The sequence below is a fragment of the Nocardia sp. NPDC005366 genome (genome assembly GCF_040606855.1).
Lineage (GTDB): Bacteria > Actinomycetota > Actinomycetes > Mycobacteriales > Mycobacteriaceae > Nocardia.
On record NZ_JBEXFQ010000068.1, the window covers coordinates 1 to 16,013 of the forward strand.

A 16,013-nucleotide genomic window follows, 5' to 3' on the forward strand; every position below is an offset into this window, starting at 1 on the left:
CCACCCGCCCCAGCGAAGCCGTTCGTCCGGGACCGGCCGTCAAGCCGGGCCCGGCGACCCCGCCCCCGGCTCCCGCCCAGCAGGCGCCCGCGGCCAAGGCCGCTCCCGCTCCCGCTTCGTCGGGTCCGCGCCCGACTCCGGGTGGTCCGCGTCCCAGCCAGCAGCAGCAGCGCCCCGGCGCTCCCGCGCAGAGTGGTCCGCGTCCCGGTGGTCCCAAGCCCGGCCCCAAAACCCCTCGGGTCGGCAACAATCCCTATTCGTCGGCGCCCGCGCCCGACCGTGAGCGCGCGCCCCGTCCGGCCCCCGGCCAGGGCGGTCCGCGTCCGGGTCCGGCGCAGGGCGGTCCCCGTCCCGGCCCCGCGCAGGGCGGTCAGCGTCCCGCGCCCGGTCAGGGTGGTCCGCGTCCGGCCGCTGCCCAGGGTGGCGGTTCGCGTCCCGGTGGGCCGCGTCCGAGCCCCGGTTCGATGCCCCCGCGTCCGAATCCCGGTGCCATGCCGCAGCGTTCGGCGCGTCCCGCTCCCGGCGGCGCCGGTGCGGGTCGTCCGGGTCGTCCCGGCGGCGGCGCCGGTGGTGGCGCCGGTCGTCCCGGTGGCGGCGGTGGCGGTGGCTACCGCGGTGGCGGTGGCGGCACGGGTGCGCCCGGTGCCGGTGCCGGTGCGGGTGCTCCCGCGGCAGGCGGTTTCCGTGGTCGTCCCGGTGGCGGCGGTGGTCGTCCCGGTGGTCCCGGTGGCCGTGGCGGTGCGGCCGGTGCGTTCGGTCGCCCCGGTGGCGCCCCGCGTCGTGGCCGTAAGTCGAAGCGGGCGAAGCGCGCCGAATACGAAAGCATGCAAGCGCCCTCCATCGGCGGCGTCCGGCTGCCGCGCGGCAACGGTGAGATCATCCGTCTCGCCCGTGGCGCCTCGCTGTCGGATTTCGCGGAGAAGATCGACGCGAACCCGGCCGCCTTGGTACAGGCCCTGTTCAACCTCGGCGAGATGGTCACCGCGACCCAGTCGGTGAACGACGAGACCCTCGAGCTGCTCGGCAGCGAGATGAACTACGTCGTGCACGTGGTCAGCCCCGAGGACGAGGACCGCGAGCTGCTGGAATCGTTCGACCTCACCTACGGCGAGGACGCGGGCGGCGAAGAGGACCTCGAACAGCGTCCGCCGGTGGTCACCGTCATGGGTCACGTCGACCACGGCAAGACCCGACTGCTCGACACGATCCGTAAGGCCAACGTCCGTGAGGGCGAGGCCGGTGGCATCACCCAGCACATCGGCGCCTACCAGGTGCTGACCCATCTGGGCGAGAACGACCGCCTCATCACCTTCATCGACACCCCGGGTCACGAGGCGTTCACCGCCATGCGTGCCCGCGGCGCGAAGGCCACCGATATCGCGATCCTGGTCGTCGCGGCCGACGACGGCGTCATGCCGCAGACGGTGGAGGCGATCAACCACGCGCAGGCGGCCGACGTGCCGATCGTGGTGGCGGTCAACAAGATCGACAAGGAAGGCGCGAACCCGGACAAGATCCGGCAGCAGCTGACCGAATACAACCTGGTTGCCGAGGAATACGGTGGCGACACCATGTTCGTCGACATCTCCGCCAAGCAGGGCACCAATATCGAGCAGCTGCTCGAGGCGGTGCTGCTGACCGCGGACGCCGCACTCGACCTGCGGGCCAACCCGGATATGGACGCCCAGGGTGTCGCCATCGAGGCGCATCTCGACCGCGGCCGTGGTCCGGTGGCCACCGTGCTGGTGCAGCGCGGAACGCTGCGCGTCGGCGACTCGATCGTGGCGGGCGACGCCTACGGTCGCGTGCGCCGCATGGTCGACGAGCACGGTGACGATGTCGTCGCGGCGCTGCCGTCGCGTCCGGTTCAGGTCATCGGCTTCACGTCGGTGCCCGGCGCCGGTGACAACCTCCTCGTCGTCGACGAGGACCGGATCGCTCGCCAGATCGCCGACCGGCGCAATGCGCGTAAGCGCAATGCCCTGGCCGCGCGTAGCCGCAAGCGGATCAGCCTGGAAGATCTGGATGCCGCGCTGAAGGAGACTTCGGAGCTCAACCTGATCCTCAAGGGTGACAACTCCGGTACCGTCGAGGCCCTCGAAGAGGCCCTCATGGGTATCGAGATCGACGACGAGGTGCGTCTGCGGGTCATCGACCGCGGTGTCGGTGGCGTCACCGAGACCAACGTCAACCTGGCGTCGGCGTCGAACGCGATCATCATCGGGTTCAACGTCAGGGCCGAGGGCAAGGCGACCGAGCTGGCCAACCGCGAAGGCGTGGACATCCGGTACTACTCGGTGATCTACCAGGCCATCGATGAGATCGAGAAGGCCCTCAAGGGCATGCTCAAGCCGATCTACGAAGAGGTCGAGCTGGGTCGCGCCGAGATCAGGGCGATCTTCCGTTCGTCGAAGATCGGCAATATCGCCGGTTGCATGGTCACCTCGGGCAGCGTGAAGCGCAACGCCAAGGCGCGTCTGCTTCGCGACAATGTGGTGGTCGCCGAGACGGTGACGATCTCGTCGCTGAAGCGGGAGAAGGACGACGCCCCCGAGGTCCGCGAGGGCTTCGAATGCGGTATGACGTTGACCTACAACGACATCAAGGAAGGCGACGTCATCGAGGCGTACGAGTTGCGCGAGAAGCCGCGCGACTGATCGACGCGACGATCGCCGCGCCGCTCCCCGCTGGGCGGGCGCGGCGATCGGATCACGTTCGGCGCACGGGGGGCGCGCCGAGCCTCGGCGGCGCTAGCCGGTGCGAGCTCCCATCGCGATTCGATACTGAAGAGGTGTGCGTGTACCTGGGTGCACTCGAGTTCGACCTTCTGCTCGGCGACGTGCATTCGCTCAAGGAGAAGCGTTCGGTGATCCGGCCGGTGTTGGCGGAATTACAGCGTTTCGGGGTGAGTGCGGCCGAAGGCGGGGAACACGATCTACATCGCCGCGCGTTGCTGGGAATAGCCATGGTCAGCCCGGGAATGGGGCATCTGACCGAGGTTCTCGACAAATGCGAACGCCACGTGGCGGCGCGTCCGGAGTTACAGTTGCTGGCAGTGCGCCGTCGGATCTTCGGACCCGAGGACTGAACTTTTCATAGTTTGAGAGTGAGGAGGAAACGGCCATGGTGGATCAAGCCAGGGCACGCCGACTCGCCAAGCGGATTTCCTCGATCGTGGCGACCGCGATCGAATACGAGATCAAGGATCCGCGGCTGCGTTTCGTGACGGTCACCGACGCGAAGGTCACCGGTGATCTGCGCGAGGCGACGGTGTACTACACGGTGATGGGGGAGACCCTCGACATCGAACCCGATTACGCCGCCGCGGCGGCCGGTCTGGAGAAGGCCAAGGGCGTGCTGCGCTCCAAGGTCGGCGCGGGCACCGGCGTGAAATTCACCCCGACGCTGGCGTTCGTCCTGGACAAGGTGCCCGACGTCGCGCGTGAGATGGAAGAACTGCTGGCTCGCGCCAGGGCATCCGACGACGAGGTGGCGAAGGCCGCGGCGAACGCGACCCACGCGGGCGAGGCCGATCCGTACAAGGTCGCGCGCGACGACGACGAGTCCTGAACAGTACGAGACCAAGAGACTGCGGCACGAATGACAACCAGTGGTGATCCGGTCGATTTCGATGCTGCCGTTCAGGTACTCACGGCCGCCCGATCGGTGACCGTCGTCTGTCACGTGGAGCCCGATGCCGATACCGTCGGTAGTGGGCTGGCATTGGCGTTGGTACTGCATCGGCGCGGGGTGCCCGTATGGGTGTCCTTCGCCGAGCCCGCCGAACTGCCGGTGTCCATGCGATCGTTGCCCGGCGTGCGGCATCTGGTCGCGCCCGCCGAGGTTCCGCGCGAAGTGGACGTACTCGTCGCGGTGGATTGCGGAAGCGCCGGGCGGCTCGGCGCGCTCGCCGATCGCTTGGGCGGCGCGACGACCACGGTGGTGGTCGACCATCATCGCTCCAACACCGGGTTCGGCACGATCAACCTGGTCGACGTGAGCGCGGAATCGACGACGAGTGTGCTTGCCCGACTCTTCGACGTGTGGGGTGAGCCCATCGATCGCGACGTGGCGCACTGCCTCTACGCCGGACTCGTCACCGACACCGGGTCGTTCCGGTGGGTCCGGCCCGGCACCCATGAACTGGCGGAACGGTTGCTGAGCACCGGAATCGACGGCGCCGAGATCACGCGGACATTGATGGACACCCATCCGTTCGGCTGGTTGCCTATGCTGTCGCGGGTACTCGGCACGGCCCGTTTGGAACCCGCGGCGCGTGACGGCATCGGGGTGGTCTACGCCCTCGTGCGCCGCGAAGATGTGGCGGGACTGCGTTCGGAGGAGATCGAGAGCGTCATCGATATCGTGCGTACCACCGCCGAAGCGGGGGTGGCGGCGGTGTTCAAACAATCCCGCGCGGTCGAGGACAGGTGGACGGTCTCGTTACGGTCACGCGACAGCGTGCCCGGCGCACACGACGGCGTCGACGTGGCGGAGATCGCCACCGCGCTCGGCGGCGGCGGCCATCGGTTCGCGGCGGGGTACACCACGCACGGCCGTGCCGAAGATGTCGTCGCGGCCCTGTTGCATGCGCTCGGCTGAGCACAGTGCCGCCGGCCCAGGCCGCGTCCTCGGACTGGCACTGCCGACCCTGGGCGTTCTGGTCGCCGAACCGATCTATCTGCTGTTCGATATGGCGGTGGTCGGGCGGCTCGGGGCGTTGGCATTGGCCGGGCTGGCGGTCGGGGGTCTGATTCTGGCGCAGGTCAGTTCGCAGCTGACCTTCCTGTCCTACGGCACCACGGCGCGTTCCGCGCGACGCCACGGCGCCGGTGACGAGCGCGGTGCGGTGGCCGAAGGGGTGCAGGCGACGTGGATCGCGGTGGCGATCGGCGCGGCGATCGTCACGGTCGTGCAGGTCGCCGCGGTGCCCCTGACGAACGCCATATCGGGTGGCGGCGATATCGCGGCCGAGGCGTTGGGGTGGGCGCGGATCGCGCTGTTCGGGGTTCCCCTGATCTTGATTTCGATGGCCGGTAACGGATGGTTGCGCGGGGTCCAGGAAACCCGGCGACCGCTCGTCTATGTCGTTGCCGGGCTGGCGGTGTCCGCGGTGCTGTGTCCGGTGCTTGTACACGGACTGCTGGGCGCGCCACGGATGGCGCTGCCCGGTTCCGCGGTGGCGAATGTGGCCGGTCAATCGGTGACCGCCGCGCTGTTCCTGTACGCCCTGGTGCGGGAACGCGTTTCGCTGACACCGCACTGGCCGGTGATCCGCGCGCAGGTGGTTCTCGGCCGGGATCTGATCGTCCGCAGTCTGGCTTTCCAGGCATGTTTCGTCTCGGCGGCTGCCGTCGCCTCGCGATTCGGCGCCGCCTCGGTGGCGGCGCACCAGTTGGTATTGCAGCTGTGGAACTTCCTCGCGATGACATTGGATTCCCTGGCGATCGCCGCGCAGACGCTGGTCGGGGCCGCTCTCGGTGCGGGTAACGCGCACGGCGCGCGTGCGCTCGCCCGCCGGATCACGCTGTGGTCGGAACTGTTCTCCGTGGCGCTGGCGGCCTGTTTCGCCGCGGGATTCAGCGTGATCCCCGCACTGTTCACCGATGATCCGGCGGTATTGGATCGCACGCAGGTCGCGTGGTGGTTCTTCGTCGGCATCATCCCGGTCGCCGGTATCGTCTTCGCGCTCGACGGGGTTCTGCTCGGCGCGGGCGACGCCGCCTTCCTGCGCACGGCGACCCTCGGCTGCGCACTGCTCGGCTTCCTGCCCGCGATCTGGCTGTCGCTGGTCTTCGAGTGGGGTATCGCCGGAATCTGGTCCGGTCTGGTCGCTTTCATGGTGCTGAGGATGTCTGCGGTGGTGTGGCGGGCGCTGTCGGGTCGGTGGGTGCGGGTGGGTTCCGAAGTGCCAGCGGGGATCACGTAACCGGACCACCCGCGGCCGTCGGACCATGCGGCGGCCGTACTACCGCTGACCCTCCGATTTCCGGTACTGCCGCACCACGACGCGCGCCGGTCGAACCGAGCGGCCGGGAATGCTGAGACCGGGCTGGATCAGGGACGCCACGGTGCGGTCCGCGTCGGGGACGTCGGTGCGGACGACGTCGGCGGCCTCCATCGTGAGCGCATCGAAGGCATCGCCCACGCCGGGTGCGACGAGGATGCCGCCGCGGCCGGTCAGCAGCCGTTCGATACGGGCGGCCACGGCTTCGAAGGCCGCGCGTTCGCGCGGGGTCTCGGCGGTGCCCGCGCAGGCGGTGGTGTCGCCGAGCAGGGCGAAGAGTTCGATGACCAGGGGGAGGTCGGCGCCGTGTCGTTCGCGTTGCGCGCGGGCTTTCGCATCGTCGGCGAGGCGTTCGATGGTGGCGGCCTGGCGGGCGACCACGCGGGTGAGGTCGTCGATCCGTTCGATGATCTCGCTGTGCGCCGCCGCGGCGTCCGCGCGGGTGTCGCTCGTTTGTGCGGCGCCGCCGTGTTCGTTCGCCGCTTCCCCGGATGCGGTGTCACTGGCGGCATCGAATTCTTCGGGGGTGCGCGCGCCGGGCCGAGGTGCGTCACCGGGACGCGATGCGACGGGGTCGAGTCCGGTGGCGGGCGCGACGGGTTCGGTCATCATCGCACGATAACCCGTGCCGGGATCTATTGGTTTGCGCGTCAGCCGGATTCGCCGCTCGGTGGACTGGGCCGGTATCGGACGGGCTGCTACCATCGCCTGCCATGGGGGTCTACGGGATCGACCTGGGCACAACGAATTCGGCCATCGCACGGATAGACGCCGACGGTCGCCCGGAAGTCATGGTCGGAATCAACGGCGAACCGACGGTTCCGTCGGTGGTGTTGTTCGCCTCCGCCTACGACCATCTGGTCGGCGAAGGCGCGCGACGACAGGCCCGGCTGGACCCCGAACACGTCTGCGCGCTGGTGAAGCGCCGGATGGGCGATGCGGACTGGCGGTTCGCGGCGCACGGTGCGACCTGGTCGGCGCCCGCGGTATCGGCGCTCATCCTGAAAAGTCTTGCCGCCGACGTCGAATTCAGCGGTGGCGAGCCGGTGCGCCGGGCGGTCATCACGGTGCCCGCCTATTTCGGTGACGAAGAACGTCGCGCGACCATCCAGGCCGGTACCTACGCGGGCTTCGACGTCGCGGGCGTGCTCTCCGAGCCGATCGCGGCGGCGCTGTCCTACGGATTCGGCAGGCTCGACGGCAGCGTGGACGTCGGCAAGCCGGGGGCGCGCGAGACCGTACTGGTCTACGACCTGGGCGGCGGCACCTTCGACGCCACCGTCATCGAATTGGCCGACCGGCGGATCTCGGTGCTGTCGGTCGAAGGCGATCACCAACTCGGCGGCGCGGACTGGGACGAGCGTATCGCGCTGTATCTGTCCCAGCAGTTCTGCGCCGCGAACCCGGACGCCGAGGATCCGCTGGACGATTCGGCGGGTTCGCAGATGCTGGTGCTCGCCGCGGAACAGGCGAAACGCGAATTGAGCGAGGTCGAGCGCACCGATGTGGTGATCGCGCACGACGGCGCCCGCGCGGTCGTCTCGCTGACCCGCGACGACGTGGAATCGATGACGGCCTCGCTGATGCGACGCACCATCGACCTCACTCGCGATTGTCTCGCCGCGGCGGCGAAGCGCGGTGTCACCTCGGTCGATCGACTGCTTCTCGTCGGTGGTTCCTCACGGATGCCGATGGTGGAGCGCGAACTGCGCAAAGAACTCGATCTCCACGGCGAATTGCGCGATCCCGATCTGTCGGTGGCGCGCGGCGCCGCCCTCTATGGCGAGAAACTCGAGATGGAGCGGCTGATCATCGCCGATCTGGTGACCCGCGGACGGTTACGGGACGGTTCGCCCCTGCGGGAAGCCGCGCCCGCGGATCTGGAGCAGTCCATCGCGCGGGTGGCCGCATCCTTCGCGCAGCCGGTCGCCCTCGTCCGGCGGATGGTGGAGATCCAAGTCGACACCGTGGTGTCGCGCGGTTTCGGCGTCCTCGCCCTCGACAGCCAGTACGGACTCGCCGCGGCGTGGCTGGTGCATCGCAACCAGACCTTGCCGGTGCGGGTGCGGCGCTCGTTCGGCACCGTGCGCGAGGACCAGGATCAGATCGAACTGACCATCGTCGAGCAGCAGGGCCAAGCGGCATCGGTGCGGCCGGAGGATACGAAAGTTCTCGTCGAAGGCCGCATTCGCGGAATCCCGCCCGGATATCCCGCGGGCAGCGAGGTGCGGGTCACCTTCGAGATGGGTTTCGATGGAGTCCTGCACGTGACGGCCCACCACGTGGACGCGAATATGCCGCTGACCTTGTCGGCGCAAACCGGAGCCACCCTGTCCCAGGCAGATGTGGCGCGGGAACTCGAGCAGGTCCAGCGCACCCGCCGCCGCACCGGTTAGCAGCGCCATGGATGCCTTCAACTCCAACGACTACCGCAAACGGGTACTCGCCGCGGTCGAGCGTCGCGGCGGGGTCGACCAGTCGGATCCGTTCGAGCTCTACGACATTCCGCTCGATGAAGCCGAGACGCTGAGCGATGCCGAGGTCGTCGCACGCGTCGAGGAGGTGTGGGGTTTCTGGCAACGCCAGCGCGATCACCCGAAATACCGGGTGCTGGTCGGACTGCTGGTGGACGATCACGCCCGGCGCTGCGAACTACTGCTGAGCGCCGGTTCCCGTCGAGCCGAGGCGATGCGGGTGCGGCAGCTGCGCGAACAGCGCGACGCCGAACGGTACGAGATGCTCGATATCGCGATATCGCGGTTGGTGCAGCGCCACGGCGGCGTGCCCGCGGGTAAGGTCGCCGGTCTCGAGGAGATCGGCGCGATGGGCGGGCTCGGCGCGGCCGAGGTCGCGGCGCGACTGCGCAGGCACAAGATCCTGTCCGATCAGTCGCAGGTCGGGGCCCCGGCGAATACGACACTGACCGAGCAGCGGCGCAAGCAGATCCGGCAATTGCTCAGCGAATGGGATCGGTTGCTCGAAGGGCAGCCCGCTCCCACCCTCTTCGCCCTGCTGGGGCTCGACCCCACTCGTGCCACGCACACCGAAGAGATCAGGCTGCGCGCCGAGGCGTTGCGCGCCCGTTCGCGGGAGTTGGCGCCGGGGCGGGTCCGCGTCGTCCTCGACGAACTGCTTGTGCACGTCCAGGATCTGCTCGAAGGCGGCGGACCCGAGGTCAGGGCATACGTCCGCTCGATCATCGAGGACGTCACCGCCGAACTCCGCCCGAAGGTCCGTGCCGCGGTACTCGTCGAAGACCAGTTGGTCGGCGAGGATTACCGATTCCTGCTCGAGGAGGCCGTCGAACTCGGACTCGATCGCGCCGAGGCCGTCCGGGTGCTCACCGACCTCGCGACCCAACTCGGGGCGCGCATCGAGACCGCGCCCGCCGTACCGCCCCGGCCCGAGACCTCAGCGGGCACGACATCCCATGCCCCGCCGGTGGATTCGCGGACCGGCTCGACGCAATCGGCCGGCCGCCGCTGGGAGGAGCCGCTCAAGGCGGCCCGCGCGGCACTGCGCGGCGGGCGTCCCCAGGAAGCGGCCAGGCAGGTGGCTCAGGCGCGTCAACTCGACAACGGAACCGGCGCCACACCCATTCGGTCGGTCGCCGACGAGGTCGAGCGGGTACTCGCCGAGGCGGCCGCGCGCTGGCGCAATGTCACCTCGTCGCGGGCGGCCAAACGGTATGTCGAGGCGGTCGAACATCTGGAACATCTGCGGCGCACCGCCTCCGACATGCCGCCGCCGACCGGGCAGACCGCCGGACTCGACGAATTGCTGGCCGAGGCCAGGCAGGCCATCGCCGAGGCGGACCGGCTCGTCGCCGCCGCGGGCTCCGGCCCCGCCGCCGACCGCACCCGTGGACTGCTCGCCGCTCGGGATATCTGCGCGGACCACCTCGGCGCGGCCGAAGCGCTCGCCGCCACCCCGGTCGAACCACCGAGCAGTGTCCGGGTGACCCGGACGCGCAATGGTTCCGTGCAGGTCACCTGGGCGCCGTCACCCGCCGCGGATGCCGATTATCGGGTGACCCGCCTGCAACCGGACGGCTCCTGGCGCGTCGTCGGCCGCACTCGCGGCACCGAACTGGAAGACGGCGGGGTGCCGCCCACCGGTACACCGCCGGTGTACGCGGTCGCCGCGGCGGTCGCCGGACGCTACTCCGAGATAGTCCGCTCCGACGCGCCACCGGCCGAGCCGTCCGCGACCGGGTCCGGTGTGCCGCAGGTGCGGACCGGTGTCTCGCGGGCGCAGACCGATCCGGCGGACGAGCCGAATCCCAGCGGAATCCCCACGGTCGACGGGCTCGCCGACCGCGGCGGTCTGCTGGTGTTCACCTGGCCCGTCGGTGTCACCGAAGTGTTCGTCGTCGCCCGCTCCGACGCACCCCCGGCCACCCCGGACGACCCGCTGGCACGCGCATGGAAGCTCACCAATATGCGCTACGAGATAGACGGCGGCGTGAGGATCCCACCGGATCTGCCGCGACCGTGCCATATCGCCGTCGCCTCCTGCCGCCGCGAATCCAATGGATCTCTCACCGTCGCGGCGGGATTCGCGCCAACCGCCCGAATCCACCTGACCGGCTGACCCGGGTGCCGGGACAACCGATCCGCGCGACGCACAGCACGCCGAAGCCGGTTACCGGCCCGTGGGTCGAGGCAGCGACCTATCCGCGCGCATGCCGCACAGCGAGGACGCGGTCTCGGCGTGTGCCGAGGAGCCCGGTGGACAGGGATGTGAGAGGGTGGGTGTGGTGATACCCAAGTTGATGGCGGTGAGCGACGTGCACGTCGGCCACCAGGGGAATCGGCCGGTCGTCGAGCAGATACACGCGGATTCGCCGGAGGATTGGCTGATCGTCGCCGGGGACGTGGCCGAGAAGGCAGAGGATGTCCGGTGGGCGCTCGAGTTGTTGCGCAGCCGCTTCGCGAAGGTCATCTGGGTGCCTGGCAACCACGAGCTGTGGACGACGCCGAAGGATCCGGTGCAGATGCACGGGGCCGCGCGCTACGACTACCTGGTGGCGATGTGCCGTGATCTGGATGTGGTGACCCCCGAGGATCCGTTTCCGGTGTGGTCGGGCGCGGGCGCTGAGGAATTCGGCGAGCCGGTGACGTTGGTGCCGATGTTCCTGCTCTACGACTACTCGTTCCTCCCGGAGGGCGCCACCACGAAGACACAGGGTCTGGCGATCGCGCGGGAGCGCAATGTGGTCGCGACCGACGAGTTCCTGCTGTCGCCGGATCCGTATCTGACCCGCGACGCCTGGTGCCACGCTCGCGTGCAGGCGACCCAGCGCAAACTGGACGCGTTGCCGAAGGACACGCCGGTGGTCTTGATCAACCACTTCCCGCTGATCCGCCAGCCCACCGATGTGCTGTGGTATCCGGAGTTCGCCCTGTGGTGCGGCACCACCATGACCGCCGACTGGCACACCAGTTACAACGTGGTGTGCTCGGTCTACGGCCACCTGCATATCCCGCGCACCGCCCACTACGACGGCGTCCGCTTCGAGGAGGTGTCCCTCGGCTATCCGCGCGAGTGGCAACGTCGCGGTCTGCCCGATCGGCTGCTGCGCCAGATTCTGCCGACGCCCGCCTATCCGCCGGGTTCGCTGAACGCGTGGGGCGGCCATTTCAAGGTGACGCCGGAGATGGAGGCCGCGGCCTCGCAGATGCGGGAGCGAGCGCAGCGCCGTCGCGGTATATGACGCACACGCCGTCCGAGGTCACCCGACCGCGACGGCCGCACCCGTGGTCGGCGATCTTCGATGGGCGCACGGCGCGACGCCCGATGCCGCCACTCCATTAGGCTCGTGGTCGATGATCGAGAACATTCTGCCCAACGGGGTCGCCTCGGCCGAACTGTTGGCGTATCCGGAGGATCTGAAACCGCATCCTGCGGAGGAACATCTCATCGCCAAGTCGGTGGACAAACGCCGTCGCGATTTCATCGGCGCCAGGCATTGCGCGCGACAAGCGCTGACGCAACTGGGTGAACCGGCGGTGGCGATCGGCAAGGGCGAGCGGGGTATGCCGCTGTGGCCGCGCGGGGTGGTGGGCAGTCTGACTCACTGCGACGGATACCGGGCAGCCGCGCTGGCGCACAAACTGCGATTCCGCTCGGTCGGCATCGACGCCGAACCGCACGGCGCGCTCCCCGAGGGCGTACTGGATTCGGTGAGTTTGCCGCCGGAGCGAGAGTGGCTGCGCGCGACCTCGACCGGGCTGCACCTGGATCGGCTGCTGTTCTGCGCCAAGGAGGCCACCTACAAAGCGTGGTTCCCGCTGACATTGCGCTGGCTCGGTTTCGAGGACGCGCACATCACGTTCACCGTCGACGAACTGTCCGACGGTGCGGGCGCGGGCACATTCCACAGCGAATTGCTGATACCGGGCCAGGCCACCGACGGCGGTGTGCCGTTGACCTCGTTCGATGGGCGATGGGTGATCGGCGACGGGCTGATCCTGACCGCGATCGTGCACGACTGATGGCACAACAGGCCGCGCGCGATATTCTCGGCGGATTGCTGATCATCGACAAGGACGGCGGCTGGACCAGCCACGATGTCGTCGCCAAATCCCGAAGGCTGTTGCATACCAAGAAGATCGGGCACGCGGGCACTCTCGACCCGATGGCGACCGGGGTACTCGTGCTCGGGGTGGAGCGCGCGACCAAACTGCTCGGCCTGCTGACCCTCACGACCAAGGCATACACCGCGACCATCCGGCTCGGCCAGGCGACGACCACCGACGACGCCGAGGGCGAGGTACTCGCCATCACCCCCGCGTCACATCTCGGCGACGACGAGATCGCCGCGCGCACTGCCGAACTCACCGGTGATATCGAGCAGGTGCCCGCCACCGTCAGCGCCATCAAGGTGAACGGCGAACGCGCCTACGCGCGCCACCGCGCGGGCGAGGACGTGCAACTGGCCGCCCGGCCGGTCACCGTCTCCCGCTTCGACATCCTGGCCCGCCGCGATGTCGAAGACGGATTCGTCGATCTCGACGTCAGCGTCGAATGCTCCTCCGGCACCTATGTCCGCGCGCTCGCCCGCGACCTCGGCGCCGCTCTCGGCGTCGGCGGGCACCTGACCGCGCTGCGACGCACGCGGGTCGGCCCGTTCACCCTCGAACACGCCCGCACCCTGGACGAACTGGCGCTCGCCGCCGAATCCGGCGCCCCACTGCTGAGCCTCGGCATCGATGACGCCATCCGTACCGCCTTCCCGCACCGCGCGATCTCCGCCACCGAGGCCGACTCGCTGCGCGACGGGCGCTGGCTGGAACCGATCGGCGTCAAGGGCATCCACGCGGCCATCACCGAAGACGGCACCGCCATCGCGTTGCTCGAGGAGAAGGGGAAACGCGCCTCCTCTGTCATGGTGGTCCGCCCGCGCGGGCTCGTCGACTGAGGGCGTCGCGGACTCGGAAATGGAAGTAGCGGCAATGAGTGAACAACCCCTCGACACCTTCGAACTGTGGGATCGCGACCGCGACGGGCTCGTCTCGGTCGACGACATCATCTCCGGAATCAGATCGCTCGGCCGTGAGGTCGACGTCGACGCGGTCGAGCGCATGGTCGCCGCCGCCGACACCAACGGCGACTACCTGGTCTCCCGCGCCGAATTCGACACCGCCGTGGTCGGCGGCCGCATCGAGGTCACCGACGCCGACGCCGCGTTCGAGGTATTCGACGTCAACGGCGACGGCAAGATCTCCGTGGCCGAACTCGAATCCCTGATCCGCCACGTGGGAGCCGGATTGATCGACGAACCCGCCGCCGCGCTGCTCGCCGCCGCCGACCGCGACGGGGACGGCTACCTCTCGCGCGCCGAATTCCGCGCTCTGCTCGATTTCCTCTCGCGCTGAGCGCTTCCCGCGGCGCGCTCCGCGAGCTGCCCGATCGCCGCGGGTCCCGGCCCGGACAGGTGAGGGCCGCCGTTCAGTCCGTCAGCCAGATGGCCTCGGCGGCGGGCCTGCCGAGATCGGTCGGGGTTTCGGCGCCACCGATGCGAATCGCGATGGTGCCGGCGAAATCCCGGCGTTCAACCACGGAGATGGCGGTGTCGAGGGCGATGCCGACCGAATCGAAATAGCGCAGCATGTCGGGGTCGGAATCGGAGATACGCGCGACACGACCGGACTCGCCCGCCCGGAAATCGCTGAGCTGCTGGGCGGGTGGAGTCGGGACGGCGCCGTTGGCCGACGGTATGGGGTCGCCGTGCGGGTCACGGTCCGGGTAGCCGAGTTTGGCATCGATCCTGGCCATCAGCAGGTCCGAGACCGCGTGCTCGAGCACTTCGGCCTCGTCGTGCACCTCGTCCCAGCGGTAACCGAGTTCGTTCACGAGGAAGGTCTCCAGCAGCCGGTGCCTGCGCACCATCGCGACCGCGGCGAGTCTGCCCTGTTCGGTCAGCGTGATCGAGCCGTAGCGGGCGTGTTCCACCAAGCCCTGATCGGCGAGTTTGCGCACGGCCTCGGAGACGGTGGACGCCGAAACGCCGATCCGTTCGGCCAGCAGCTTCGTCGACACCTTCTCCTGCGACCACTCCTGGGCGGTCCAGATCACCTTCAAATAGTCCTGGGCGACCGAAGTCAGCTCCTTGGCCACCGTCGCGGTGCCGTCGACGGGTTCGTCCCGCGCGGAGCTGTCCGTCAGCTCGCGTCGAGTGGCGATGTCTCGTTTACCAGGCACATATTCGAGCTTATGCACAGAAGAGCGGTTTCACACACTGCGACGCTCCCGCTGCCCGCCGAAGCGAACCCCGGTTCACCGGCCGGGAACGGGCGCGGGAACGTTCTGTGACATCCCGTACGCCCGAATGTCGTTCGCATCCCGATCCGCGCAGGCGGTCGCCCCGGCGCACACGGCACGGCGTGGGCTTCGGTCGGACCGCGTCGCGCGGTGTCTATTAGGCTGCGCACTGTGCAGAGATGGCGAAGTCTCGACGACGTGCCCGCGGACTGGGGCCGGTGTGTGCTCACGATCGGCGTATTCGACGGGGTACATCGCGGCCACGCGCAGTTGATCAGCCGCGCGGTGAAGTCCGCGGCCGCGCGCGGAGTGCCCGCGGTGCTGATGACCTTCGATCCGCACCCCATGGAGGTGGTGCGGCCCGGTTCACATCCCGCGCAACTGACCACCCTCACCCGGCGGGCCGAACTCGCGGAAGAACTCGGCGTCGACGTGTTCTGCGTGATGCCCTTCACCCACGAATTCATGAAGCTGACCCCCGCCCGCTACGTCCACGACCTGCTGGTCGAACGGCTGCACGTGGCCGAGATCGTGGTCGGCGACAACTTCACCTTCGGGAAGAAGGCCACCGGCACCGTGGAGACGATGCGGGAACTCGGTGAGCGCTTCGGATTCGAGGTCGACGGCGTGAAACTGGTCGGCGAACACGCGGTCACCTTCTCCTCCACCTACATTCGGGCCTGCGTCGACGCGGGCGATATGGCCGCCGCCGCCGAGGCGCTCGGCCGCGCGCACCGCGTCGAAGGCGTCGTCGTGCACGGCGACGGTCGCGGGCGCCTGCTCGGATTCCCCACCGCCAACGTGGCGCCGCCCATGCACGCCGCGATCCCGGCGGACGGGGTGTACGCGGGATGGTTCACCGTGCTCGGGCCCGGACCGACCATCGGCACCGTCACACCGGGAGAACGGGCGATGGCCGCCATCTCGGTGGGCACCAATCCCACCTTCTCCGGTCGGGCGCGCACCGTCGAGGCATATGTTCTCGACGGCGAAGCCGACCTCTACGGCCAGCACGTCGCGGTGGATTTCGTCGAACACCTTCGCGGAATGCGCAAATTCGACTCCATGGACGAACTCATCGAGGCGATGGGCCGCGACGTCCAGAACGCCCGCAAGGTACTGGCCGTGTAGTTGGCGGGCTGTGATTCGGCGGCCCGGGGGCCGCGGGTTCGCGGCCCCCTTTGTCTCGCGTCCGAGTGGTCGAAGCGCATGCGCCGAAGGCGCAAGTCTCGACCACTCG

At 69.0% G+C, this 16,013-nt stretch carries 14 protein-coding genes; 12 read left to right on the forward strand and 2 right to left on the reverse strand.

The features are described from left to right. The 5 genes from infB to ABZS43_RS35795 all read left to right on the forward strand — a co-directional run. The coding region (infB, locus tag ABZS43_RS35775; protein WP_355040442.1) for a translation initiation factor IF-2 at positions 1 to 2,657 on the forward strand (2,657 nt) is incomplete at its 5' end. 140 nt (positions 2,658 to 2,797) lie between these two features. Next, positions 2,798 to 3,088 (forward strand): DUF503 domain-containing protein, encoded by a 291-nt coding sequence (locus tag ABZS43_RS35780; RefSeq protein WP_355040443.1) that lies wholly within the window; start codon positions 2,798 to 2,800, stop codon positions 3,086 to 3,088. A gap of 35 nt (positions 3,089 to 3,123) precedes the next feature. After that, the gene (gene rbfA, locus ABZS43_RS35785) at positions 3,124 to 3,570 is read left to right on the forward strand and encodes a 30S ribosome-binding factor RbfA (RefSeq protein WP_355040444.1); all 447 of its coding nucleotides are present in this window, start codon (positions 3,124 to 3,126) and stop codon (positions 3,568 to 3,570) included. Positions 3,571 to 3,600: 30 nt separating this feature from the next. Continuing rightward, the gene (locus ABZS43_RS35790) at positions 3,601 to 4,602 is read left to right on the forward strand and encodes a bifunctional oligoribonuclease/PAP phosphatase NrnA (protein WP_355040445.1); all 1,002 of its coding nucleotides are present in this window, start codon (positions 3,601 to 3,603) and stop codon (positions 4,600 to 4,602) included. After that, complete coding sequence (locus tag ABZS43_RS35795) at positions 4,589 to 5,929, forward strand: MATE family efflux transporter (RefSeq protein ID WP_355040446.1); 1,341 nt, start codon at positions 4,589 to 4,591, stop codon at positions 5,927 to 5,929. The genes ABZS43_RS35790 and ABZS43_RS35795 overlap by 14 nt, the downstream gene beginning before the upstream one ends. Positions 5,930 to 5,968: 39 nt before the next feature. On the opposite strand, the gene grpE is transcribed toward ABZS43_RS35795, so the two are convergent. Then, positions 5,969 to 6,616 (reverse strand): nucleotide exchange factor GrpE, encoded by a 648-nt coding sequence (gene grpE / locus ABZS43_RS35800; RefSeq protein ID WP_355040447.1) that lies wholly within the window; start codon positions 6,614 to 6,616, stop codon positions 5,969 to 5,971. A 104-nt stretch (positions 6,617 to 6,720) separates the two neighbouring features. Between grpE and ABZS43_RS35805 the strand changes: the two genes are divergently transcribed. The 6 genes from ABZS43_RS35805 (at position 6,721) to ABZS43_RS35830 (ending at position 13,887) form a co-directional block, all read left to right on the forward strand. Further along, a complete protein-coding gene (locus ABZS43_RS35805; protein WP_355040448.1) occupies positions 6,721 to 8,403 on the forward strand; it encodes an Hsp70 family protein in 1,683 nt (560 codons plus the stop codon). A 7-nt stretch (positions 8,404 to 8,410) separates the two neighbouring features. Next, entirely contained in the window at positions 8,411 to 10,600 is a 2,190-nt protein-coding gene (locus ABZS43_RS35810; RefSeq protein WP_355040449.1) for an Ig-like domain repeat protein, read from the forward strand. A 166-nt stretch (positions 10,601 to 10,766) separates the two neighbouring features. Continuing rightward, positions 10,767 to 11,723, forward strand: a complete 957-nt coding sequence (locus ABZS43_RS35815; protein ID WP_355040454.1) for a metallophosphoesterase — start codon at positions 10,767 to 10,769, stop codon at positions 11,721 to 11,723. A 112-nt stretch (positions 11,724 to 11,835) separates the two neighbouring features. Next, positions 11,836 to 12,504, forward strand: a complete 669-nt coding sequence (gene npt, locus ABZS43_RS35820; RefSeq protein WP_355040450.1) for a 4'-phosphopantetheinyl transferase Npt — start codon at positions 11,836 to 11,838, stop codon at positions 12,502 to 12,504. Continuing rightward, positions 12,504 to 13,430: a tRNA pseudouridine(55) synthase TruB gene (gene truB / locus ABZS43_RS35825; protein ID WP_355040451.1), complete on the forward strand. Its 927-nt coding sequence runs from the start codon at positions 12,504 to 12,506 to the stop codon at positions 13,428 to 13,430. The genes npt and truB overlap by 1 nt, the downstream gene beginning before the upstream one ends. A gap of 34 nt (positions 13,431 to 13,464) precedes the next feature. Then, complete coding sequence (locus ABZS43_RS35830; protein ID WP_355040452.1) at positions 13,465 to 13,887, forward strand: EF-hand domain-containing protein; 423 nt, start codon at positions 13,465 to 13,467, stop codon at positions 13,885 to 13,887. 73 nt (positions 13,888 to 13,960) lie between these two features. Here the strand turns inward: ABZS43_RS35830 and ABZS43_RS35835 are convergent, their stop codons facing one another. Beyond that, the gene (locus tag ABZS43_RS35835; RefSeq protein ID WP_355040455.1) at positions 13,961 to 14,629 is read right to left on the reverse strand and encodes a metal-dependent transcriptional regulator; all 669 of its coding nucleotides are present in this window, start codon (positions 14,627 to 14,629) and stop codon (positions 13,961 to 13,963) included. A gap of 315 nt (positions 14,630 to 14,944) precedes the next feature. Between ABZS43_RS35835 and ABZS43_RS35840 the strand changes: the two genes are divergently transcribed. Next, complete coding sequence (locus ABZS43_RS35840) at positions 14,945 to 15,904, forward strand: bifunctional riboflavin kinase/FAD synthetase (protein ID WP_355040453.1); 960 nt, start codon at positions 14,945 to 14,947, stop codon at positions 15,902 to 15,904. Positions 15,905 to 16,013 lie beyond the last annotated feature (109 nt).

What these genes read in the sequence shown, in the direction of transcription:
- ABZS43_RS35830 (WP_355040452.1), top strand. Translation starts at nt 13,465, where the DNA reads ATGAGTGAACAACCCCTCGACACCTTCGAACTGTGGGATCGCGACCGC.
- ABZS43_RS35795 (WP_355040446.1), top strand. Translation starts at nt 4,589, where the DNA reads ATGCGCTCGGCTGAGCACAGTGCCGCCGGCCCAGGCCGCGTCCTCGGA.
- truB (WP_355040451.1), top strand. Translation starts at nt 12,504, where the DNA reads ATGGCACAACAGGCCGCGCGCGATATTCTCGGCGGATTGCTGATCATC.
- ABZS43_RS35790 (WP_355040445.1), top strand. Translation starts at nt 3,601, where the DNA reads ATGACAACCAGTGGTGATCCGGTCGATTTCGATGCTGCCGTTCAGGTA.
- grpE (WP_355040447.1), bottom strand. Translation starts at nt 6,616, where the DNA reads ATGACCGAACCCGTCGCGCCCGCCACCGGACTCGACCCCGTCGCATCG.
- ABZS43_RS35805 (WP_355040448.1), top strand. Translation starts at nt 6,721, where the DNA reads ATGGGGGTCTACGGGATCGACCTGGGCACAACGAATTCGGCCATCGCA.
- rbfA (WP_355040444.1), top strand. Translation starts at nt 3,124, where the DNA reads ATGGTGGATCAAGCCAGGGCACGCCGACTCGCCAAGCGGATTTCCTCG.
- ABZS43_RS35810 (WP_355040449.1), top strand. Translation starts at nt 8,411, where the DNA reads ATGGATGCCTTCAACTCCAACGACTACCGCAAACGGGTACTCGCCGCG.
- npt (WP_355040450.1), top strand. Translation starts at nt 11,836, where the DNA reads ATGATCGAGAACATTCTGCCCAACGGGGTCGCCTCGGCCGAACTGTTG.